This is a genomic window from Pseudomonas sp. KCJK9000 (assembly GCF_046230725.1).
Classification (GTDB): domain Bacteria; phylum Pseudomonadota; class Gammaproteobacteria; order Pseudomonadales; family Pseudomonadaceae; genus Aquipseudomonas; species Aquipseudomonas promysalinigenes.
Map to the genome: position 1 here is coordinate 113537 of NZ_JBJJLN010000008.1, position 21491 is coordinate 135027.

Genomic DNA, 21491 nt, shown 5'->3' on the forward strand with positions numbered 1-21491 from the left:
TCACATCTCGACCTGGGTACCCAGCTCGATCACCCGGTTCAACGGCAACTGGAAATACCTGAGGTTGCTGTTGGCGTTTTTCAGCAAGAAGGCGAACAGCTGCTCGCGCCAACGCGCCATTGCATTGTGGTTGCCGGCGACCACGGTTTCGCGACTGAGAAAATAGGTGGTACGCATGGCGCCGAATGCCAGGTCAGCATTGGGGTAACGGCTCAATGCCAAAGGTACGTTGGGCTCTTCCATGAAGCCGAAGTGGAGGCTTACCCGGTAGAACCCGTCACCGCAAGCTTCGACCTCAAACCGCTTGCTGGCAGGGATACGCGGCTCGTCCGCGAACACCACGGTGAGCAGCACCACTTGCTCGTGCAATACCTGGTTATGCAGTAGGTTGTGCAGCAATGCGTGAGGTACTGCCTCGGGCCGCGCACAGAGGAACACGGCCGTGCCACTGACCCGGTGCGGCGGCTGTGCCTGCAGGCTGGCGATGAACAGCCCAAGGGGCAGCGCGTGTTCGTCCAACCGCTCGACGATGATCGTGCGTCCGCGCTTCCAGGTGGTCATCAACACGAATAGCGCCACGCCGGCAATCACCGGGAAGGCGCCTCCCTGCAGCACTTTTGGAGCGTTGGCGGCAAAGTACAAGCTGTCGACCACCAGCAAAGCCAGCAACAGCGGCACCGCCAGCCAGCGTGGCGCCTTCCATAGCAGCAGTACCACGGCCGACGCCAGCAGCGTGGTGATCAGCATGGTGCCGGTCACCGCCACACCATAGGCCGCGGCCAGTGCCCCGGATGACTCGAAGCCCACCACCAGCAGCACCACGCCGACCATCAGCGCCCAGTTGACCACGCCGATGTAAATCTGCCCTTGCTCCTGGCTTGAGGTGTGCTGGATGAACATACGTGGCACATAACCGAGCTGAATGGCCTGACGCGTCATGGAAAACGCACCGGAAATCACAGCCTGGGAAGCGATGATGGTGGCCATCGTGGCCAACCCGACCATTGGCAGCAGGGCCCAGTCAGGGGCCAGCAGGTAGAACGGGTTACGCACCGCTTGCGGGTCGCTAAGGATCAATGCACCTTGGCCGAAGTAATTCAGCACCAAGCCTGGTAGCACCAGCACAAACCAGGCGCGCGCAATCGGTTTGCGGCCGAAGTGGCCCATGTCGGCATACAGCGCTTCAGCGCCGGTCAGCGCCAGCACCACGGCGCCAAGAATGGCTACGCCCATGCCTGGGTGCAGGATGAAGAACTTGACGGCCCAGACCGGGCTCAGCGCCTGCAAAACTTGCGGATGCTGGACGATACCGTGCACCCCCAGCGCGGCGAGCACCACGAACCACAACACCATGATCGGCCCGAACAGAATGCCGATGCGTGCGGTGCCATGCCTCTGAATCAGGAACAAGGCCACCAGCACCAGCACCGCTAGCGGTACGACCCAGTGCTCGATGCCGTCGTACGCCAGTTGCAAGCCCTCCACTGCCGACAACACCGAAATGGCCGGGGTGATCATGCTATCGCCGTAGAACAGCGCTGCACCGAACAGGCCGAGCAGCACCAACCCCCGCCCCAGCCGCTTGTAGGGCGCCGCGGCGCGGTGCGCCAGCGCGGTCAGGGCCATGATGCCACCCTCGCCCTGGTTGTCAGCGCGCAGGATGAACAACACGTATTTGAGCGATACCACCCACACCAGCGACCAGAGCACCAGCGACAGCACACCGAGCACCCCTGCGTTGTTGGCCTGCACCCCGTAGTGCCCGGCAAATACCTCTTTGAGGGTGTACAAAGGGCTGGTGCCGATGTCGCCGTAAACCACCCCTACAGCCGCGATCAGCAGGCCGAGCGAGTTGGATTTACTGGGTTGGGCAGGATTTGCTAAAGCGGCGGGGTGGCTCACGACGGGACTCTCTGACGGGCGATTTTGATAGGCATGCCATCCCTGGGCAGCGCGCCGCCAGTATCGTTTCAAGGCGCCGAGCCTGCCGTAAAAAGCGCGTAAAAAATGCAGGACACTGGCCTGCCGTAGGCCCACACCCAACTGCACCAAGGTGCTGTATCGTTACCGGTCGGGCCGAGCTGGGTGAACATTACGGCCGTCGCCCTTGTCGCAAGTAAGCGAAATTGCGCATTTTGGAGATTCAACATGTTTCGCGTCTTTGAACGCTGGCTCGACCCATTTCCACCGGACGAGGTGCCCCCACCCCCGGCTGGCCTGCTGCGCTTTCTGTGGGCCTGCACCCGCGGTGCCCGTGGCTATATCCTGGCGCTGGCGCTGTTCAGCGCAGGGGTGTCGATATACGAAGCCTGGCTGTTTTCCTTCCTTGGCCAAGTGGTCGACCTGCTGTCGAACTGGCAGGTGGGCGGCGGCGTGAGCGCCGAGGAGCGCCGCGTACTTTGGGGTGTGGGGCTGTTGCTGGTGGCCAGTATTGCCTTGGTCGGCTTGCGTACGCTCATGCAGCACCAGGTGCTGGCGATCAACTTACCCCTGCGTCTGCGTTGGGACTTCCACCGGCTGATGCTGCGCCAGAGCCTGTCGTTCTTCTCCGACGAATTTTCCGGTCGAGTCACCACCAAGGTGATGCAAACCGCGTTGGCCGTGCGCGAGGTGTTGTTCACGGTCATTGAAATCCTGCCGGGCATCGGCGTGTACTTCATTGCAATCATCGCCCTGGCAGGCGGCTTCGCCGCCAAGCTGATGCTGCCGTTCATTGCCTGGCTCGGCCTGTTCGGCCTGGCGATGCTGTATTTCGTCCCTCGCCTTGGCAAGGTCGGCCAGGAACAGGCCCACGCCCGTTCCTCGATGACCGGCCGGGTTTCCGACGCCTATACCAACATCACCACTGTGAAGTTGTTCTCCCACTCAAAGCGCGAAGCACACTTTGCCCGCGCGGCAATGGAAGACTTCAAGCAGACCGGTTTTCGCCAGATGCGCCTGGTCAGCCAGTTCGAAATCGTCAACCAGGCGTTGGTGGTCGGGCTGATTTTCGGCGCTGGCGGCTACGCGCTTTGGCTATGGCATCAGAGCCAAGTAGGCACCGGCGCGGTCGCCGCGATCACCGCCATGGCCCTGCGCATCAATGGCATGTCGCATTGGATCATGTGGCAAATGACCTCACTGTTCGAAAACATCGGCACAGTGCAGGACGGCATGGCCACCCTCACCCGCGGCCCCAAGGTGCAGGACGCACCGAACGCTGGTGTGCTGCAAACCCGCGGCGGCGCAGTGACGTTCGACAATGTCAGCTTCAACTACAATGGCGAGCGCCAGGTACTCGATGGCTTGAGCCTGACCATCGCCCCTGGCGAAAAAGTCGGCCTGGTGGGCCGCTCCGGTGCAGGCAAGTCGACGCTCATAAACCTGCTGCTGCGCTTCTATGATGTGGACCACGGCCAAATCCTGATCGATGGGCAGAACATTGCCCAGGTCACCCAGGACAGCCTGCGCAGCGCTATCGGCATGGTGACCCAGGATACTTCGCTGCTTCACCGCTCGATTCGCGACAACATCGCCTATGGCCGCCCGGATGCCAGTGAGGAGCAGGTCCGGCGCGCCGCCATCAACGCCCAGGCCGATGGCTTCATTCGCCAACTCAGCGACAGGGACGGCCACAGCGGTTATGACACGCTGGTGGGCGAGCGCGGCATCAAGCTCTCCGGTGGCCAGCGGCAACGCATCGCCATCGCCAGGGTGATGCTCAAGAACGCCCCTATCCTGCTGCTGGACGAAGCTACCAGCGCGCTGGACTCTGAAGTGGAGGTCGCCATTCAGGAGAGCCTGGACGAGATGATGCAGGGCAAGACGGTGATCGCCATCGCCCACCGGCTGTCCACCATCGCCGCCATGGACCGGTTGATCGTCATGGACGAGGGGCGAATCATCGAGCAAGGCACCCACAGCGAGCTGCTGGCCAGGAACGGCACCTATGCAAGGCTCTGGCAGCACCAGAGCGGCGGGTTCCTGGGTGAGGAACAGGGAATGGCCGAGGTGTTGGAGTGAGCTAAGCCGGCAACGGCCGCTCTAACCCGGCTGTTCCATCGATCAGGCTGATGATTACTATCGAGCGCCGCGCCTGTCTGCCTGACCAGGCCGGCCTCTATAATCGCCATCCGTTTTCCTCCCCCTCGCCGGCAACCGGCGACCTCACCTTGGAATTTGCAGCATGCCAAGCGTCAAACCGGCCTCTGAAGGCCTTCCCGAACACAATCAACAGAGCGTCAAACAGCAATGGCTGGCGATCCTCTCGGTCGCGGTGGGCGCTTTCGCCCTGGTCACTAGCGAATTTCTGCCTGTCGGCGTACTCAACGACGTGGCCAGCGACCTGGGCATCAGCGCCGGCCATGCCGGCTTGATGGTGACCCTGCCCGGCATCATGGCTGCACTGGCGGCACCGCTTCTGTCGGTGGGCATCGGTGCCTTGGACCGGCGCTATCTGCTGATTGGCCTGACACTGATCATGATCATCGCCAACTCGGTGGTGGCCTATGCCAGTGACTTCAGCCTGCTGCTGTTCGGGCGTGTGTTGCTGGGGGTCAGTATTGGTGGCTTCTGGGCCACGGCCATCGCCCTGAGCGGTCGCTTGGCGCCTGATGGCGTGAGCGTGGCCCGGGCCACGTCCATCATCATGGCCGGGGTGACCTTGGCAACGGTGCTGGGCGTGCCGGTGGGCACCTGGTTGAGCGGTTTGATGGGCTGGCGCATGACGTTCCTGGTCACCGCACTGCTCGGCGTGCCGGTTGTCTTGGCGCAGATGCTCCTGCTACCGCGGCTGAACCCGGACAAAGCCATTCACATCCGCGACCTGCCGGCGCTGTTCATCAACCCGCAAGCACGGGTGGGCTTGATTGCCGTGCTGCTGATCGGCCTGGCGCACTTTGCCGCTTACACCTACGTGGCCCCGTTCTTCAAGCAGAGCTCGGGCTTCGATGGCTCGACCATTGGTTCGCTGCTGCTGCTTTACGGAGTGGCCGGCGTGATCGGTAACCTGTTCGCAGGCTACGCCGCCAATCAGAGCGTGCGCCATACCCTGATGCTGGTGGCGGTCATGATCGGCGTCAGCACTGCGTTGTTCCCCTATTTTGCAACAGGCCTGACAGGTGCGGCGATGCTGATCGCGCTGTGGGGCTTTGCCTTCGGCGCGTTCCCGGCTTGCTCCAGCATCTGGATGTTCGTGGTGGCGCCCAAGGATGTCGAACGTGGCATGCCGCTGTTCGTGGCCATGTTTCAGGTGATCATCGCGCTGGGTTCGTTCTTCGGCGGGCGTATCGTCGATCAGCTGGGCAGTTCGGTGCTGTTGAGCCTGGCCACGGCGCTGGTGGGCTGCGGCTTCGTCACGGTGCTGGTACTGGGGCGTAATGTCAGCAACAGCCTGGCGGTGCAAGGCAGCTGAGGCCTGGCAAACGCTTGCGGTGAGCCTCGTCGGGGGCGCGTGTCGCGACGCGCCATTGATTCGTCCCGATGAGTCATATTGATGCCTCCCAGGCTTGAGTCTAATACTAAGGTATCTGCCTGGGGAGGCACACATCATGCAATCCAGATTCGTGATCGTTCCGGCTGTGCCGATGGAAAAACCACTGCCTCAACCGGGATCTCGGTCCTTTGTCGCTACCGTATTCAGCGGTTACGACATCTACGACAATCAGGAAAAATTACGCCTCACGCCGAGTTACGCGACCAAGTCGCTGGCAGAGGCTGCGCGCTCGGAACTTGCGGGCCAATGCTCCAAGCCAGAAGAACTGATCCCATTGCCCCGGCTTGATGCTAGCCCCTCGGGCAGCGCCCTTTGCAGCCCATCAGGCAAAATGCCTTAGTGCGCTGTCGTCCCATTGCTGCCCAGTTTGCGACCAGCCGTTGTGCATGGGCAGCGGGAAGCCGGTACGGCACTGGCCTTGCCTGGCTTCGAAGTCGAAGACCGCATGGGGATAGTCATTGATCAGCAGCAGAGCCTTGCGGTGGTCCTCGGACCAGGCGATCTTGACCTGCGAGGGTTTGTCTTTGTCTGCGACGCTGTCCACGTCATAGATGTGCAGTGCGGTCTGGATCGGGTTGCCAGTGCTGGCAGTATCCAGCGCGTAGAAATAGCCCGTTTCCTCATCGTCCTCGAACACCACGACGTACGTACCTTCCCCGGCCGGCGCCTCGAGCACCAACCCATCACCTACGAATAACTCGTTCTGTGCAGCAAGATAGGCAGGCATGCAGGCGTTCCTTTTCCATTGACTGGGGCTTGATCATGCACAGCATCCGACACTGGCCGCAAGGGAAACCGACTGGCTGGCCCATGACCTGGCACAGTGGGCGCCATAGGCTTGTTGGCTCAATCCAGTACCGGCCTGAGCAAGGCCTGCGCCTCGTACAAAGTCGCCAGGTAGCGCATGCGCATTTCTTCGATGCTCAGCCGTGAGGCATGGGTGGTGATGGTCAAGGTAGCCTTGAGCGTGCCGCTGCGGTCCAGTAGCGGTACGCCCAGTACGCGCATGCCGATTTCATATTCCTGGTCAACGATACTGTAGCCTTGCTCGCGCACCTGCTGCAGGTGCGCGAGCAATTGCTCCTTGTCGGTCAGGGTATAGGGCGTCAGGGGCTGCAAAGGGTTACGCGCAAAGTAGTCGTCCAGCTGCGTCTGTGGCTGCCATGCCAGCCACACCCTGCCACTGGCGGTGCAGTACATGGGCACCCGCGAGCCCGGGCGGATCGACAGCGATGCGATGTGGCTATAACGGCTGCGTACCAGATGAATGATCTCGTCGCCGTCACGGCTGCCCACCGATACGTGCTCCTGGGTTTGCCGAGCCACCTGCTCGACGATCGGCCGCAGCATGCGCGGCAATTGCGCCGAATCGACATAGGCCTGGCCAATACGCAAGGCCTTGGGCGTCAGCCAGTACTGCCGATTGTCGGTTTCGGCAAACCCTTCATGTACCAGGGTCAACAGAAAACGCCGGGCGGCGCTTGGGGTCAAGCCTGACTGCCTGGCCGCCTGGGGTACGCTCAAGCGTGGCTGCTCGGTGGTGAACAGTTGCATCAGCGCCAGGCCTTTCTGCAAGCCGGCGATGAGATCGCGAGGGTGAATGTCTGGCTGGGGCATGGTTGAGCTCGTGCTGATTGACGACTAATGCGATTAACGAATCGTGAGTGCGATTATCGCATCAAACCCTCGATTAGCGCATTGCCCGATGCTGGTCGGCTCGCCAAGCTTGGCCCCCATAACAACAGCATCATGGAGCACAGCATGATCCGAGGTTCTACAGAACTGGTCGCCATCGTAGGTTCGCCCATCGCCCAGGTTAAGTCGCCGGAGAATTTCAACACCTGGTTCGCCAACCACGCCCTGGACATGGCGATGCTGCCCATCGATCTGCAGGAAACCGCGCTGGACGCGTTCGTCGATAGCTTGCGTGGCTGGCGCAACCTGCGCGGCTGCGTGGTCACTGTGCCCTATAAGCAGGCGCTGGCCCCGCGGCTAGATGCGCTGAGTGGGCGGGCCGAGGCGCTGGGATCGGTCAACGTGATTCGACGTGAAGCCGATGGCCGGCTGCTTGGCGACAACGTCGATGGCGCAGGTTTTCTGGGGGCGGCGCGCCTGCATGGCTTCATCGCCAGCGGCAAGCGGGCGCTGATACTGGGCTGCGGCGGGGTCGGCAGTGCGATCGCCTACGCATTGGGTGAAGCAGGGATCCACGGCATCACCCTCAGCGACCCCTGCGCCGAGCGCGTCGGGGCGCTGAGTGAAATGCTCGGCAATGCCTTCGGGCAGCTAGCTGTCGCGACTGATTACCGCTCACTGCAAGGGTTCGACCTGGTGGTCAACGCCTCTGCGGTCGGTATGGGGGGCAGCGGCGAGCTACCGTTGCCCGCGGTACTGCTGGCAACCCTGGCAGCCTCGACCCTGGTGGCTGACGTCGTCACCTCACCGGAAATCACCCCGCTGCTGCAACAGGCCCGTGAACGCGGCTGCCCGATCCAGACCGGAGCCCAAATGGCCTTTGCCCAGCTGGGCCACCTCGGCGCCTTCATGGGCGTCACACCGCTGGAGATCTGAGGCCATGAGCATTAGCGAACGAACACAGTTCGATCTGGTTGTCCTGGGCAGCGGGGCCGGCGGGTTGGCCACTGCGGCCACCGCGTCCCGTCTAGGGCTCAAGGTGCTGGTGGTGGAAAAGGCCGAACGCTTTGGCGGTACCTCGGCGATTTCCGGCGGTGCGGTCTGGATCCACGGCAGCGATCAGGCCCGTGCGGCCGGGGCCAAGGACTCCCCTGACGCCATGCGTACCTACTTGAAGGCGGTCATCGGCAGCGATTACAACCCGCCATTGGTGGAGGCGTTCATCGAGCAAGGTCACCAGGCCCTGAGATGGCTTGAGCGCAACACCGAACTGCGCTACAGCTTGCGCCCGCACTCGCCGGACTACTACCCCGACCAACCCGGTGCGACCGAGTTCGGCCGCGCGCTGGAGATGGTCGAATACGACGGCCGCCACTTGGGCGCGCACTTCAGGGACCTCCAAATGCCACCACCAGGCATGCTGCTGTTCGGCGGCATGATGGTCAACCGTGTGGACATCCAGCACTTTCTCAACCTTCGTCGGTCGCCGGCTTCACTGTGGCACTGCCTGAAGCTCATGGCACGCTATGGGTGGGATCGGCTGCACCACCCGCGTGGCACCCGCCTGACCACTGGCAACGCAATGATCGCCCGGCTGGCCAGCAGCGCTTTCGCTCACGGCTGCCAGTTGTGGTTGCGCAGTGAAGCGCAAGAACTGGTGATCGAACAGGGTGAGGTTACAGGCGTTATCATCCAACGCGAGGGCCGCACCCTTGAAGTACAAGCCCGAGGTGGTGTGGTCTGCGCAATGGGGGGCTTTGCCGCTGGGCAGTTGGCGGCCACCTACCGCCCCGATGCCGCCGGCGAGCACCTGAGCATGTCGCCGCCGAGCAATGATGGCGCAGCGCTGCGCCTGGGCGAGCCGGTAGCCGCCGCGCACGGCCAAGACCTGGCGGCGAATTTTTTCTGGGCGCCGGTATCGCAGTTGCGCCATGCCAATGGTGAGCGCGAACGCTTCCCGCACTTGGTCACCGACCGCGCCAAGCCAGGTGTGATCGCAGTCGACCCCGGCGGGCGGCGTTTCGTCAACGAGTCCAACTCTTATCATCACTTCGTGCAGTCCATGCTCAGCAACGGCATTGGCCATTGCTGGTTGATCTGCGACGCCTGGGCCATGAACCGCTATGGCCTGGGGCTGGCTCGGCCAAAGCCGGTGGACAACAGCGCGTTGATCGATGCCGGCTACTTGCACCGCGCCGCCAGCGTAGCCGATCTGGCGCTAGCCATCGGTGTCGATCCACACGTCTTGCAGCAGACGCTTGATCGCTTCAACACCGATGCCCGCAACGGCATCGACCCCCAGTTCGGCAAGGGCGGCAACAGCTACAACCGTTACATGGGCGACCCACAGCACCAGCCCAACCCCTGCCTGGCCCCGCTGAGCAAGGCGCCGTTCTATGCCATCCGCCTGCACACTGGCGACCTGGGTTCGGCATGTGGCCTGGTCACCGACGCCAACGCCAATGTGCTCAACCGCAGCGGCGCTGCGATTGCCGGGCTCTATGCCGTGGGCAACGACATGAACTCGATGATGAACGGTACCTATCCTGGCCCCGGTATTACCCTGGGCCCTGCCCTTACCTTCGGCTGGCTCGCCGCCAGCCATATCGCCTCGCGCCTGCAGGCGCAAGCCACTGAACGGGAGCAACCCGCGTGTACTACGAACTGAGAACCTACACCCTTGACCCGCTGAAAATGGCGGACTGGCTGGCCCTGTATCAGCGTCACGCCCTTGAAGTGCAAAGCGAGCATTTGGGCAACCTGGTGGGCTTTTTCACCAGTGAATTCGGCGAGGTCAACCAAGTGGTTCATCTCTGGGCATACGCAAGCCTGGACGAGCGCATGGCGCGGCGTGCCGCGATGGCAGCCGACCCGCGCTGGGCGGAGTTTTCCCGGCGCAACCGGGAATTGGGCGCCGTGTTGCAGCTGCAATCGCGGCTGCTGCGGCCCACTGGTTTTTCGCCGCTGAAATAGCACGCCTATAAGGATCAACCCATGCAACCCCTCGACTGTGACGTACTTGTCATCGGCTCCGGCGCCTCGGGCCTGGCTGCCGCCGTAACGGCCGCGCACCACGGGCTGAACGTGATCGTTGCGGAAAAGGCCAGCCAGCTCGGTGGCACCAGCGCCTGGTCGGGGGGCTGGCTATGGATTGCGCGAAATCCGCTGGCCGTCGCCGAGGGCATCATCGAAGCGCACGATGCGCCGGAGCGTTACCTGCGGGCACAGACCCACAGCGCAGAACTGGATGCTCGCCAGCGTGCGTTCCTGCAGCATGGCCCGCAGATGGTAGCGTTCTTCCAGCACCACACCGCGGTGCAGTTTCAGTCCGGCAGCACGATGCCCGATATGCGTGAAGGCGATGGCAGTTCGGCTGGCGGGCGCTTATTGTGCGCCCAGCCCTACGACGGCCGCCTGCTGGGCCAATGGCTACACAAGCTGCGCCCACCTTTGGATATCGTCAGCCTGGCGGGTATGGGCATCGCAGGTGGCGCTGACCTGGCTGCCTTCTTCAATGCCCGTCACTCCCCCAAAGCCGCCTGGCACGTCGGCAAGCGCCTGCTGCGTCACGGGCGCGATCTGTTGCTGCACCGCCGGGGCCTGCATCTGGTCAACGGCAACGCGCTCGTTGCGCGGTTGTTGCGCAGCGCGCTGGACCGTGAGGTCACGCTACTCACTGACAAAGCAGCTACACGCTTGCTCGGCGCAGAACGTATCGAGGGCGCACAGTTCGCCGATGGCCAGGTCATCCGGGCACGTCGTGGCGTGGTCCTGGCCTGTGGCGGCTTTGCCCATGACCGCCAGCGCATCGCCCAGCTGATGCCTCATGCACCTGATGGCCTAGCACATTACTCTGCCGCCCCGCCCCACAATTGTGGGGATGGCCTGCGCCTGGGTGAACAGGTTGGCGGCCAGCTAGGCCCGCAGTTGCCACAAGCCGGCGCCTGGGCGCCCATATCACGCGTCCCACGCCGCGACGGCAGTGTTGGCAACTTTCCGCACCTGATCGATCGAGCCAAGCCAGGCTTCATCGCCGTGCGCCGGGATGGCCGGCGTTTTGTCAACGAAGCCGATTGCTACCACGATTTCATGAACGCCCTGTTCGCCGCCTCCCCGCCTGGCCAAGCCCCTGAGGCATGGCTGATCTGCGACCATCGCGCACAACGGCGTTACGGCATCGGCTGGGCCAAGCCGTTCCCGTTCCCGCTCGGCGCTTACCAACGCTGTGGTTATCTGCTCAGCGGCGAGACCTTGGCAGAGCTGGCGCAACGTTGTGGCATCGATGCTGCGCAACTGCAGCTCACCGTCGCCGAGTTCAACCGCCACGCCGCACATGGCCAGGACCCGGTCTTCCAGCGCGGCAGCTCGGCTTATAACAGGGCCCAGGGCGAGCCGTTGCATAGGCCCAACCCTGCATTGCGGCCACTGGGCCGCGGGCCGTTTCATGCGGTGAAACTGCTGCCAGGCAGCCTTGGCACATTCGCCGGTCTGCAAACCGATGCCGTGGCACGCGTGCTGGATGAAGCGCAGCAGCCGATTCCTGGCCTGTTCGCGGTCGGCAACGACATGCACAGCATCATGGCTGGGCATTATCCTAGTGGCGGTATCACCCTGGGCCCGGGCATGACCTTCGGCTACCTGGCTGGCAAAGCGCTCTGCGAGCCATGAGCTGGGCGCACAATCGTTCGGTTATCGAACAGAAGCCGGCCACTGCGAATTGACGCTCGCCCTTGCACTGCCCACCATGCACCGGCCTTGCGTGTAGCCCCCTGCCTGGGGCCAGGTCAGGTTCTGCAAACCGCCGTTCTATACAATTTCAAGAAACGACCGAGAATATGAACCACTCCAAGCTCTCCAGCGCGAGCCTGCAGCCGCCTGCTGCTGGCATCGGCGACAAGATCCGTGGCGCCTTTGCCGTAGGCAAGACGCGATGGGGCATGCTCGCCCTGGTGTTTTTCGCCACTACCCTGAACTACATCGACCGCGCCGCCTTGGGCATCATGCAGCCGGAACTGGCCAAGGCCATGAACTGGACGGCGATGGACTACGCCAACATCAACTTCTGGTTCCAGGTCGGCTATGCCGTGGGCTTCGTGCTCCAGGGCCGGCTGATCGACAAGGTTGGGGTCAAACGCGCCTTCTTCGCCGCCGTGCTGCTCTGGAGCCTGGCCACCGGCGCCCATGGCCTTGCCACGTCTGCGGCTGGCTTCATGGTCTGCCGTTTCATCCTGGGCCTGACCGAAGCGGCCAACTATCCAGCCTGCGTCAAGACCGTACGCCTGTGGTTCCCTGCCGGTGAAAGGGCCATCGCCACTGGCCTGTTCAACGCTGGCACCAACGTCGGTGCCATGGTCACCCCGGCCCTGCTGCCGCTGATACTCACCGTCTGGGGCTGGCAGGCTGCGTTCATCGCCATGGGTTGCCTGGGCCTGGTCTGGCTGGTGTTCTGGAGCCTCAAGTACTTCAACCCGCAAGAACACCCAAAGGTCAGCCAGCGTGAACTGGACTACATCGAACAGGACGCAGAACCGGAGGTGGAGCGCCTGCCTTTTAGCCGTATCCTCGGCATGCGCGGCACCTGGGCCTTTGCCGTAGCCTACGCGATCACTGCGCCGGTGTTCTGGTTCTACCTGTACTGGCTGCCGCCTTTCCTCAACCAGCAGTACAACTTGGGCATCAGTGTGACCCAGATGGGGGTGCCACTGATGCTGATCTGGCTGACCGCAGACTTCGGCAGCATCGGTGGCGGCATCCTCTCATCGTGGCTGATCGGCCGAGGCGTACGCGCAACCACCGCGCGGCTGGTGTCGATGCTGATCTTCGCCTGCACCATGGTCAGCGTGACCTTCGCTGCCCATGCCAGCGGGCTGTGGGTGGCAGTGCTGGCCATCGCCTTGGCGGTGGGTGCGCATCAGGCATGGACTGCGAACATCTGGAGCCTGGTGATGGACTACACGCCCAAGCACCTGATCAGCACGGTATTCGGTTTTGCCAGCATGTGTGCAGCGGTTGGCGGCATGTTCATGACGCAGATCGTCGGCAGCGTGTTGATGGCCACTCACAACAACTATGCCGTGCTGTTCACCTTGATTCCGGCCATGTACTTCCTGGCGCTGATATGGATGTACTTCATGGCGCCGCGCAAACTCCAGGCCTGACTGACGTAAAGTCCTGGCAGTTGCTGGGCCTGTCCGAGTGATGTCAGTCCATAACGCCAATTGGGGCCGCGTTGCGGCCCCAATGCATGAGCATGAAACGTTGGAATACTGGCGATGAACGCTAGCGCCGTGCGAGCACCGCTCGGGCCTTGTCCAGTGCCATGCGCGCCCGCTGCTCAGCGCTGATGCCCTGCTCCATCAATCGGCGGGTTGGGATTTCCAGGCTCAAGGGCACCGTCGCCGGCAAGGCGCGCAGCAGCCCCACCAGGTCAGCATCGCCATCACCTGGGAAACGCCGCTCATTGCGCGCCTGGCGCAGGATCTCCTCCATCTCGGCAGGCACAGGGCCTGCCACGTCGCACAACTGGGCGTAGCGCATGCGCGATGGCGGCAGCTGTGCAAGATCCTCCAGCGAGCACCGCGAACGGTTGAAGTGAAACGCATCGACCAGCACACAGCCATTGGCCCGATCGGCCTTGGCCACGACTTCCATGGCCTGGCGCAGGTCGCGCACGTCGGTCCAAGGCATGAATTCCAGATGCGGATAGATGCCATAACCGGCAGCCAGGTCGCACAGCTGCGCAAAGTGCTCAGTCAGGCGAGCGCTGTCGGAGTCGTTGCCCGCCACCAGCAGCTCTGAGCCGCCAAGCTCCGCGCCAACCGCTAATATCGGTTCGAAATCAGCCACGCAGGTATCGGGCTTGAGCCTGAGGATTTCCAGGTCGAGCACCTTGATGCCAGTGTCGCAAAGGCGTGCCTTCGTTTGGCGGCGCAGCTGTGGGTCTGCCACCAGCGGGAAGTGCTGCTCCTGCTCGGTGGCCGGGACCAGGCGCAGGCCCACATGGCTATAACCGGCACGGGCCGCTACCTCCACCATGTCTGGTGGGGACAGCTCGAGCACGGTCAACGCCGCGAGAGAGAAAATTCGATCGGTCATGTCAGTACCTTGGGAAAAAAATCAGGCGATCAACGCAGGGGCACAGGCCCGGCCGGTTTCGGCAGCCTCGCGGATGGCATCGACCAGCGCCAGCGTGCGACCGCCATCGGCGGCATCGATCAACGGCGCCTCACGGCCTTGGGCTACACGGATGAAGTGCTGCAATTGCAAGGTCAGGGCTTGGCCTGCAGGAATGCTTTCGCGGCTTTGCAGCAATGGCGTATGCCAGCCCGAGCCTGCCTCGGCGTAATGCCAGCGTTTGAGCTGCGGAATGCTCATTGCCCCTTCGGTGCCAGCGAGCAAGTAGCAAGGTTGGCCCTCCTGACGCGGATAAACCGGGCTTTCACCTGAGTCCAGCTCCCAGCTCCACGGCGCGGCCACCGCGTCGGACCCCGTCAGGCTGCCCAGCGCGCCGTTGGCGAACTGCAGCAGCACCGCGGCGCTGTCTTCATTGGCGAAGCCGCGCACGTCGTTACGGGTGAACGCCTGCACCTGGACGACCTCCCCACACAGAAAGCGCAGCAGGTCCAGGTCATGGATCAAGTTGGTCAGCAGAAAGCCCGCGCCGGGTTCGCGGCGCCAGGGCGTTTCGAAGTAGCTGTCGGGTTTTTGCAACTGCCAGAGGGCAGTGACGTTGACCAAGCGGCCCAGCTTGCCTTGCTCGATCACCTCGCGGGCTTTGGTGATCAGCGGGTTGTGCCGCCGATGATGACCGACCAGCACTGGCACGTTCCGCTTACGCGAGGCCTCTACCAAACTACGCACTTCATCCAGGTGCACGCCCACAGGCTTTTCCACCAGCACCGGTATGCCGGCCTCCACACAATCCAGGGCGCAAGCCACATGCAGGTTGTTAGGGTTGGCGACGATCACAGCGTCTGGCCTGGCGTGCTCGAGCATCTTCCGGTGATCGGCATAATAGGCAGCACCGCATTGGGCAGCGAAAGCCTCGGCTTGCAGGCCTGGATCTGCCACGGCGCATAGCCGGGCCTGGGGCAACTGGCTCAGGTGTTGGTAGTGCTGGCGGCCCATGATTCCAGCGCCGATCAAGGCAACTCGTAAGGGTGAATTCAACGCACTGTCCTCTTGTCATTGTTGTGATGCGATTATGAAACCGGGTTCCGGAATCGCATATGCACAATGTAGAACCAAGTTCAGTAATTCAGAACGGTGAGAGCGTTGGACTGTGCGGTTATCGACCACAAATTGACCTTAGGCGAAGATCTCACTGGCTGGGCTGGCGGCGGACAGCTCTTGTGCCGCGCTCAACAGCAACGGCGCAAGGTCCGCCAGCCGAGCTTGCGCCAGGCGGGCGCTGGGGCCGGCAACACTGAGCACGCCAATCACTTCACCACCCTGTGGGCGGCGCACCACCGCGGCCAGCGCCGAGGTGCCTATCGCAGAGGTTTGCTCGACCCAGGCATAGCCCCGTTGGCGGGCTTGGTGCAGGTAAGCCAATAGCTCGTCCATGGACCTCGGCGCATTGGGGCCGAACTGGGCAGGGTCGGCGATGCCCTGGCGCAACACCATCTGCACGGCTTGCTCGTCGCTGAGGCTGGCAAGCCACGCGTGCCCGGAAGCGGTATAGAACAATGGCGCATCGCGGCCCATGTCGGGGTCGTAACGCAGGCCGGAACGGGCACCTTGCGACTTGGCGATCCAGGTCTGGCGGTTGCCCTCGACCACCCCAAGGCGCACCAGTTCACCACTTTCCTGGGCCAAGCGATCAAGAATGGGCTGAATGATGTCGGCGCCGCTACTGGATAGGTAACGGAAGCCCAACGCCACCAGTTTGGCCGATAACTGATAGCGGCTGTTGTCGCGGTTCTGACGCACGTAGCCAAGGCGCACCAGTTCACTGAGCATGCGGTGGGCTGCGCTCTTGGGAATGTCCAGACGTTCTGCCAAGACTTGCAGCCCCAGGCCATGGGGCTCGCCGGTCAAGCTCTCGACAAGACTGAAAGCGCGTTCGATCTGACTACCTGCCATACCTGTATCCCTGCAATTTTGTGCGGATTCTAGAAGATCATTCCATCTGGAAGATACGAATTCAGCGGCAGAAACCTGAGAGTGTCCGCTAATCGACCACAACTTGTGGTTCCAGGTTGCCGGATCGCCTATACCTTCGAATATTATGGAACCCGATTCCAATAATAACCCGGAGAACCCTCGATGCCTGCCCAATCCTTCCCACGCGACTGCGACGTACTGGTGGTCGGCTCTGGCGCAGCCGGCCTGGCTGCGGCCGTTACGGCTGCCTGGCATGGGCAGAAGGTCGTGCTGGTGGAAAAAGACCCCGTCTTCGGTGGTGCAACCGCCTGGTCCGGGGGCTGGGCATGGGTGCCCCGCAACCCGCTGGCCCAGCGCGCAGGCATCTGCGAAGACATCGAGCAGCCGCGTACCTACCTGCGCAACGAACTGGGCACACGCTATGACGCTGAGCGCGTGGATGCGTTTCTGGAAGCTTGCCCACACATGGTCGCGTTCTTCGAACGGCACACCACGTTGCAATTTGCAGACGGCAACGGCATCCCCGACATGCATGGTGACACCCCTGGCGCTGCACTCGGTGGCCATCAGGTGATAGCCGCCCCTTACGATGCCCGCCAGCTTGGCGCGCTGCTCCCGCGCCTGCGCAAGACCCTACGGGAAACCTCGTTCATGGGCATGCCAATCATGGCCGGCGCTGACCTGGCAGCGTTCCTCAACATGACGCGCTCACCGCGTGCCTTGTTGCATGTGGGCAAACGCTTCGCTCGTCACCTGTATCATCTGGCCCGCTATGGTCGCGCCATGCATTTGGTCAACGGGGTTGCGCTGGTGGCACGGCTGGCCAAATCCGCCGAAGACCTGGGTGTGCGAATGATCGAGTCGACGTCGGCCAAACGCCTGCTGCTCAAAGACGGTAAGGTGCAAGGCGCAGTACTGGACACCGCACAGGGCGAGCGAACAATACGCGCCAGAGCCGTGATATTGGCTGCCGGAGGCTTCCCCAACGACGCTGAACGCCGTCGGCAACTGTTCCCGCGTGACGACAGCGGCTACGACAACCTCGCCCTGCCGCCACCGTCCTGCTCAGGCGACGGTTTACGCCTGGGTGAAGCGGCTGGCGGTGTGGTAGCCACCGACCTGAAATCATCGGTTGCCTGGGCACCGGTTTCGAAAGTCCCCCACCGCGACGGCAGCACAGGCCATTTTCCGCACATCATCGAACGGGGCAAGCCCGGCATCATCGGCGTATTGGCCAACGGCAAGCGCTTCGTCAATGAAGCGCACGGCTACTACGACTACGTATCAGCGATGATCGAAGCCGTGCCAGCGGGCGAGCCGGTGTGCTCCTGGCTGATCTGCGACCACCGCTTCGTGCGGCGCTTCGGCCTGGGCTATGTGCGCCCTGCACCATTACCCCTGGGCGCGCATCTGCGCAGTGGCTACCTCAAACGCGGCCAGACGCTGGCTGACTTGGCCAAGGCATGCGGTATCGACCCTGCTGGGCTGAGCGCCACCGTGGCAGACTTCAACCTACACGCACGCCAGGGCCAGGACCCAGCCTTCGGCCGTGGCTCGACCCCGTTCAACCGCAAGCAGGGCGACCCCATGCACCCAGGGCCCAACCCATGCGTGGCGCCCATCGAGCATGGGCCGTTCTACGCTGTGAAGGTGCAACCCGGCTGCTTCGGCACGTTCGCCGGGCTGCGCACTGATGGCCACGCGCGGGTGCTGAACGAGGCCGGCCAGCCAATCAATGGGTTGTACGCGGCCGGCACCGACATGGCCAGCATCTTCGGCGGCTGGTACCCGTCTGGCGGCATCAACCTTGGGCCGGCGCTGACCTTCGGCTACGTCGCGGCGAGGCATATCAGCGGCGTGACCACCTATGAATAGCGCCAGCAGTTGGCAAATCATGGACAGGGGCTAGGTTTGCCAATCAAACTGGGCGGGCCGACTGCATCCCGACCTTATCCAAGGAGGACGATTGCCTTTGAACAAGCCCCCAGAACCTTCCCGCGGCTGGCTGGCCAGCAAGCTCCTGGCGAATGGCCAGGAACCTGATCCACGTTTCACCCTGGCCAACGAGCGCACCTTCCTGGCCTGGATCAGAACCTCCCTGGCGCTGCTGGCCAGCGGTATAGCCGTGGACATGTTCACTGCCGAGATCTTCAGCTCCGGCACCCGGCGCCTGCTGGCGGTGGCCTTGATCAGCCTGGCCTTGCTCTTGAGCCTGCCGGCGTTCGGACGCTGGCTCAACGTAGAGCGGGCCATGCGCCATAAACGGCCGCTGCCCTTCCCTCTGATTGCCCCGGCGCTGTCGATCGGCGTATCGCTGGTGATGGCGTTTTTTGCCTACGCGGTGTTCTTCCATGCCTGACCCGACGCGCCTGCAGGCCGATGACGGCTTGCAGCCGGAGCGCACACTGCTGGCATGGCGTCGGACCATTCTGGCCATGGTGGTGTGCAGCTGCTTCTTTTTACGCTGGGTCCCGCAGCATGGCTGGCTGGCCGTAGGCCCAGCGATAGTCTGCCTGCTGGCCGCTGGCGCCGCCTGGTTGCGGTTACGGCGCAGCTATCAGCGCAACCTGATCGGCCTGCAGGCCGAAATCATCGCATCCGGGGTGACGGTGAACCTCTTGTTGGCCGTCTGCGTGACGGTGCTGTGCGCCGTGGAGTTGTTCGCGATTCTGGCCTGGTAGCCCAGAGGCCTAGCGGGCGGCCTGCCTGGCTCGATAGTCACTATCGACAGCACCAATTTCTATCCCAAACCGGCATTCAATAACCTAGCTCCATCGATTCATACCGACCGAATCCCGGAGCTTGCCCAATGAACACCTCGGCCCGCCTGCTGCTCACTGCAATCGCCGCTATCGCTGTGCTCAGCGGCTGCGCCAGCCACCCTGAACTGCGTCCATACACTCCCCAAGAGTCCCGGCAACTGCAACTGGAAGCAATCCAGCGCCACGGCCTGTCGCTGGAGGAATATGAACTGCGCAAACGTGTGATTGAGCGATCTGCCAACGAGCAAGTGATTACCGAGCGCAGCGAAGATCAAGGTGGTGCCCAAGGTTGACCCAGCGAACGCCGCCCGCAGGTTGCGGTAATAACATCGGTTAGGCTATGAAACACCGTCTGCCTGGCCCAAGCGCAACATGACCGGAGGATGCCCAATGATCGACCACCTGGACCACCTGGTACTGACGACCATCGACGTCGATGCGTGCAGCGACTTCTACACACGTGTGCTGGGCATGCAGCGCGAAACATTCGGTGCTGGGCGGTTGGCGTTTCGCTTCGGCAACCAGAAGATCAACGTGCATGTGCGCGGCCATGAGTTCGAGCCCAAGGCGCATCTACCAGTGCCCGGCGCGCTGGACCTTTGCTTTATCGCCAGCATTACTCTGGATGAGGTGATTGCCCGCCTGCATGCAGCGCACTGGCCCATCGTTGAAGGCCCCGTGCAGCGCACCGGTGCGACCGGCCCAATCCGCTCGGTGTATGTACGCGATCCCGACCTGAACCTGATCGAGATCGCCGAACACCTGCCTGTTGGCTAGCACAGCTTGGCAGCCTCCAGTCACGTGCGGCTGGCCGAGGTGGACCGCCTACAGGTATCCTTACCCGCTCAAGAGCAAGCCTTCCAGGACGGTGACCATGACCAGGCCCCTTCTGTTGCTGACTGCGGCGCTTCTTACGAGCCCGGCATTGCACGCGCAACTGATCCAGCGCCAATTGGGCGATTTCGACTTCAAGCTTGGCACCACCCCGTCGCGCAGCATGGCCCAGGGGTTAATCTCGCCGACTGCGGTGGGCGCTTTTCACGGCGGGCTGGACCTTAGCCATCCCAGCGGCTGGTACATTGGCCAGTATGCGCCCAGTATGGGGGTGGCACCGGACTCCACCCTGCGCCTGGACAGCTACACCGGCTACAAGCACCACTTCGACAATACCCTGGGTTACGAGGTGGGCCTGGTTCACTACAGCCAGCCGAACATCGCCGGTGCTGAAAGCTTTGCCCTCTACGGCGGGCTGTCGATATTGGGCAGCCGCTTCGGGGGGGCTTGGCGTGATAACCCGGACAACCGCACCGGCACGCTGTTCGCCGACTTCGGCCAGTTGCCCTTGTTCGACGTGGACCTGACCGTCAAGCTCGCCCACCATCGCCTGGGAACACCCTTCACACTCGGTGACGGTAGCCAGATCAACGGCTTTTCCGACTGGTCGCTTGAGCTGTCGCGACCCTGGCTTGGTATCGATCTCAACCTGATCTACAGCAACTCCAACCTCAGCGGCAGCGGCTGCGATGCCTATGCCGGTATCAACAGCGCCTGCGAAAGCATGGTGACCCTCAAAGCCCAACGCAGCTTTTTCTGAGTTACAAGCCCCAGCGCCGGCATCAGCCCGCGCTGGCTGGCATCAGTGTCGCGATCAACGCCCGCACCGTACCCGGCAAAGCCTGCAGCTCGCGCACCAGGATGCTGCGCTCGCGCACGGCCCACGGCTCGTCCAGATCGATGGTGACCAGCTCCATGGTCTGGCTATGCCGGATGGCGGCAGATTCGGGGATGATACCGATGCCCACCCCGGCTTCCACCAGCCGGCAGATGGCCTCGAAGCTCGACAGCTGAATCCGTAGCGAGAGGTTCAGGCCCATACGTTCCACATGGTCACGTAGAAAACTCAGCAAGGTGCTGCCGTCGTGCAGGCCGATGTGCTGGAACGCCAGGGTCTGCTTCAACGTCACCGTCTTGCGCCCGGCCAGCTCGTGGGCCGTCGGTACGATCAGCACCAGCCTGTCGGTACTGAAATGCAGCACCTGCAAGCCGCTGGCTTCCACGGGCCCGGCGATGATGCCCATATCGCTGCTGCCATCGAGCACGCCCCGCACGATGTCCCGCGACAGGCGCTCCTGCAGGTCGACGGTGACCCCGGGGCGTTTGGCCATGAAGCCGGCAAGCACTTCTGGCAAAAATTCGGTGACGGCGGTGGTGTTGGCGAAGATCCGAATATGCCCCACCTGGTCGGTGCCGAACTGAGCGAACTCAGCTTTGAGGTAGTCGACCTGGCGCATGATCAAACGGGCATGCATCAACAACTTCTGCCCTGCAGGGGTCAATTCCACGCCACGGCTGTCACGGTACAGCAGGCGGCTATCAAGCTGTGCTTCCAAGGCCTTGATCCGGGCACTGGCGGCCGCTGGCGAAAGAAACGCCCGACGCGCGCCCTGGGTGAGGCTCGGTGACTCGCCGATATGGATGAAAAGCCTCAGGTCTGCCAGATCAAAGTGCATAGACGC

Annotated in this window: 20 protein-coding genes; 13 read left to right on the forward strand and 7 right to left on the reverse strand. The window is 62.7% G+C overall.

Annotated features, from left to right (window positions below; translation table 11 throughout):
- Entirely contained in the window at window positions 1-1902 is a 1902-nt protein-coding gene (locus ACK59H_RS06215; RefSeq protein WP_060477033.1) for a potassium transporter Kup, read from the reverse strand.
- A gap of 246 nt (window positions 1903-2148) precedes the next feature.
- Between ACK59H_RS06215 and ACK59H_RS06220 the strand changes: the two genes are divergently transcribed.
- Complete coding sequence (locus ACK59H_RS06220) at window positions 2149-4002, forward strand: ABC transporter ATP-binding protein (protein WP_409264311.1); 1854 nt, start codon at window positions 2149-2151, stop codon at window positions 4000-4002.
- Window positions 4003-4165: 163 nt separating this feature from the next.
- Window positions 4166-5392 (forward strand): MFS transporter, encoded by a 1227-nt coding sequence (locus tag ACK59H_RS06225; protein ID WP_397468441.1) that lies wholly within the window; start codon window positions 4166-4168, stop codon window positions 5390-5392.
- 403 nt (window positions 5393-5795) lie between these two features.
- On the opposite strand, the gene ACK59H_RS06230 is transcribed toward ACK59H_RS06225, so the two are convergent.
- Complete coding sequence (locus ACK59H_RS06230; protein ID WP_186477902.1) at window positions 5796-6200, reverse strand: DUF2251 domain-containing protein; 405 nt, start codon at window positions 6198-6200, stop codon at window positions 5796-5798.
- A gap of 119 nt (window positions 6201-6319) precedes the next feature.
- The gene (locus ACK59H_RS06235) at window positions 6320-7090 is read right to left on the reverse strand and encodes an IclR family transcriptional regulator (protein ID WP_060477017.1); all 771 of its coding nucleotides are present in this window, start codon (window positions 7088-7090) and stop codon (window positions 6320-6322) included.
- 144 nt (window positions 7091-7234) lie between these two features.
- On the opposite strand from ACK59H_RS06235, the gene ACK59H_RS06240 reads away from it, so the two are divergent.
- The 5 genes from ACK59H_RS06240 (at window position 7235) to ACK59H_RS06260 (ending at window position 13266) form a co-directional block, all read left to right on the forward strand.
- Window positions 7235-8044 carry a shikimate dehydrogenase family protein gene (locus ACK59H_RS06240; protein ID WP_409264313.1) on the forward strand — a complete coding sequence of 270 codons (810 nt, stop codon included), beginning with the start codon at window positions 7235-7237 and terminating at the stop codon, window positions 8042-8044.
- A 4-nt stretch (window positions 8045-8048) separates the two neighbouring features.
- Window positions 8049-9776, forward strand: coding sequence for an FAD-dependent oxidoreductase (locus ACK59H_RS06245; protein WP_409264314.1), 1728 nt, complete (start codon window positions 8049-8051; stop codon window positions 9774-9776).
- Window positions 9761-10081, forward strand: coding sequence for an NIPSNAP family protein (locus ACK59H_RS06250; RefSeq protein ID WP_060477015.1), 321 nt, complete (start codon window positions 9761-9763; stop codon window positions 10079-10081). The genes ACK59H_RS06245 and ACK59H_RS06250 overlap by 16 nt, the downstream gene beginning before the upstream one ends.
- Window positions 10082-10102: 21 nt before the next feature.
- Complete coding sequence (locus ACK59H_RS06255) at window positions 10103-11776, forward strand: FAD-dependent oxidoreductase (RefSeq protein WP_397468444.1); 1674 nt, start codon at window positions 10103-10105, stop codon at window positions 11774-11776.
- A gap of 167 nt (window positions 11777-11943) precedes the next feature.
- Window positions 11944-13266: an MFS transporter gene (locus tag ACK59H_RS06260; protein ID WP_261743516.1), complete on the forward strand. Its 1323-nt coding sequence runs from the start codon at window positions 11944-11946 to the stop codon at window positions 13264-13266.
- Window positions 13267-13387: 121 nt separating this feature from the next.
- Here ACK59H_RS06260 and ACK59H_RS06265 read toward each other — a convergent pair whose 3' ends face one another.
- The 3 genes from ACK59H_RS06265 to ACK59H_RS06275 all read right to left on the reverse strand — a co-directional run bounded on the left by ACK59H_RS06265 (window position 13388) and on the right by ACK59H_RS06275 (window position 16192).
- A complete protein-coding gene (locus ACK59H_RS06265; protein ID WP_409264315.1) occupies window positions 13388-14203 on the reverse strand; it encodes a sugar phosphate isomerase/epimerase family protein in 816 nt (271 codons plus the stop codon).
- Between the two features lie 21 nt (window positions 14204-14224).
- A complete protein-coding gene (locus ACK59H_RS06270; RefSeq protein ID WP_409264316.1) occupies window positions 14225-15277 on the reverse strand; it encodes a Gfo/Idh/MocA family protein in 1053 nt (350 codons plus the stop codon).
- Between the two features lie 138 nt (window positions 15278-15415).
- On the reverse strand, window positions 15416-16192 hold the full coding sequence (locus ACK59H_RS06275; protein WP_409264317.1) for an IclR family transcriptional regulator: 777 nt from the start codon (window positions 16190-16192) through the stop codon (window positions 15416-15418).
- A gap of 183 nt (window positions 16193-16375) precedes the next feature.
- Between ACK59H_RS06275 and ACK59H_RS06280 the strand changes: the two genes are divergently transcribed.
- The 6 genes from ACK59H_RS06280 (at window position 16376) to ACK59H_RS06305 (ending at window position 20569) form a co-directional block, all read left to right on the forward strand.
- The gene (locus ACK59H_RS06280; RefSeq protein ID WP_409264318.1) at window positions 16376-18088 is read left to right on the forward strand and encodes an FAD-dependent oxidoreductase; all 1713 of its coding nucleotides are present in this window, start codon (window positions 16376-16378) and stop codon (window positions 18086-18088) included.
- A 97-nt stretch (window positions 18089-18185) separates the two neighbouring features.
- Window positions 18186-18572, forward strand: coding sequence for a YidH family protein (locus tag ACK59H_RS06285; protein WP_202884451.1), 387 nt, complete (start codon window positions 18186-18188; stop codon window positions 18570-18572).
- Window positions 18565-18894 carry a DUF202 domain-containing protein gene (locus ACK59H_RS06290; protein ID WP_207869669.1) on the forward strand — a complete coding sequence of 110 codons (330 nt, stop codon included), beginning with the start codon at window positions 18565-18567 and terminating at the stop codon, window positions 18892-18894. Before ACK59H_RS06285 ends, ACK59H_RS06290 begins: the two co-directional genes overlap by 8 nt.
- Window positions 18895-19022: 128 nt before the next feature.
- The gene (locus ACK59H_RS06295; protein ID WP_186477913.1) at window positions 19023-19268 is read left to right on the forward strand and encodes a hypothetical protein; all 246 of its coding nucleotides are present in this window, start codon (window positions 19023-19025) and stop codon (window positions 19266-19268) included.
- Window positions 19269-19365: 97 nt separating this feature from the next.
- The gene (locus ACK59H_RS06300) at window positions 19366-19752 is read left to right on the forward strand and encodes a VOC family protein (RefSeq protein ID WP_409264320.1); all 387 of its coding nucleotides are present in this window, start codon (window positions 19366-19368) and stop codon (window positions 19750-19752) included.
- A 97-nt stretch (window positions 19753-19849) separates the two neighbouring features.
- Entirely contained in the window at window positions 19850-20569 is a 720-nt protein-coding gene (locus ACK59H_RS06305) for a TorF family putative porin (RefSeq protein ID WP_060477004.1), read from the forward strand.
- 22 nt (window positions 20570-20591) lie between these two features.
- On the opposite strand, the gene ACK59H_RS06310 is transcribed toward ACK59H_RS06305, so the two are convergent.
- Window positions 20592-21485 (reverse strand): LysR family transcriptional regulator, encoded by an 894-nt coding sequence (locus ACK59H_RS06310; protein WP_060477003.1) that lies wholly within the window; start codon window positions 21483-21485, stop codon window positions 20592-20594.
- Between the last annotated feature and the right edge of the window lie 6 nt (window positions 21486-21491).

What these genes read in the sequence shown, in the direction of transcription:
- ACK59H_RS06220 (WP_409264311.1), top strand. Translation starts at nt 2,149, where the DNA reads ATGTTTCGCGTCTTTGAACGCTGGCTCGACCCATTTCCACCGGACGAG.
- ACK59H_RS06225 (WP_397468441.1), top strand. Translation starts at nt 4,166, where the DNA reads ATGCCAAGCGTCAAACCGGCCTCTGAAGGCCTTCCCGAACACAATCAA.
- ACK59H_RS06230 (WP_186477902.1), bottom strand. Translation starts at nt 6,200, where the DNA reads ATGCCTGCCTATCTTGCTGCACAGAACGAGTTATTCGTAGGTGATGGG.
- ACK59H_RS06235 (WP_060477017.1), bottom strand. Translation starts at nt 7,090, where the DNA reads ATGCCCCAGCCAGACATTCACCCTCGCGATCTCATCGCCGGCTTGCAG.
- ACK59H_RS06240 (WP_409264313.1), top strand. Translation starts at nt 7,235, where the DNA reads ATGATCCGAGGTTCTACAGAACTGGTCGCCATCGTAGGTTCGCCCATC.
- ACK59H_RS06245 (WP_409264314.1), top strand. Translation starts at nt 8,049, where the DNA reads ATGAGCATTAGCGAACGAACACAGTTCGATCTGGTTGTCCTGGGCAGC.
- ACK59H_RS06255 (WP_397468444.1), top strand. Translation starts at nt 10,103, where the DNA reads ATGCAACCCCTCGACTGTGACGTACTTGTCATCGGCTCCGGCGCCTCG.
- ACK59H_RS06260 (WP_261743516.1), top strand. Translation starts at nt 11,944, where the DNA reads ATGAACCACTCCAAGCTCTCCAGCGCGAGCCTGCAGCCGCCTGCTGCT.
- ACK59H_RS06265 (WP_409264315.1), bottom strand. Translation starts at nt 14,203, where the DNA reads ATGACCGATCGAATTTTCTCTCTCGCGGCGTTGACCGTGCTCGAGCTG.
- ACK59H_RS06275 (WP_409264317.1), bottom strand. Translation starts at nt 16,192, where the DNA reads ATGGCAGGTAGTCAGATCGAACGCGCTTTCAGTCTTGTCGAGAGCTTG.
- ACK59H_RS06280 (WP_409264318.1), top strand. Translation starts at nt 16,376, where the DNA reads ATGCCTGCCCAATCCTTCCCACGCGACTGCGACGTACTGGTGGTCGGC.
- ACK59H_RS06290 (WP_207869669.1), top strand. Translation starts at nt 18,565, where the DNA reads ATGCCTGACCCGACGCGCCTGCAGGCCGATGACGGCTTGCAGCCGGAG.
- ACK59H_RS06295 (WP_186477913.1), top strand. Translation starts at nt 19,023, where the DNA reads ATGAACACCTCGGCCCGCCTGCTGCTCACTGCAATCGCCGCTATCGCT.
- ACK59H_RS06300 (WP_409264320.1), top strand. Translation starts at nt 19,366, where the DNA reads ATGATCGACCACCTGGACCACCTGGTACTGACGACCATCGACGTCGAT.
- ACK59H_RS06305 (WP_060477004.1), top strand. Translation starts at nt 19,850, where the DNA reads ATGACCAGGCCCCTTCTGTTGCTGACTGCGGCGCTTCTTACGAGCCCG.
- ACK59H_RS06310 (WP_060477003.1), bottom strand. Translation starts at nt 21,485, where the DNA reads ATGCACTTTGATCTGGCAGACCTGAGGCTTTTCATCCATATCGGCGAG.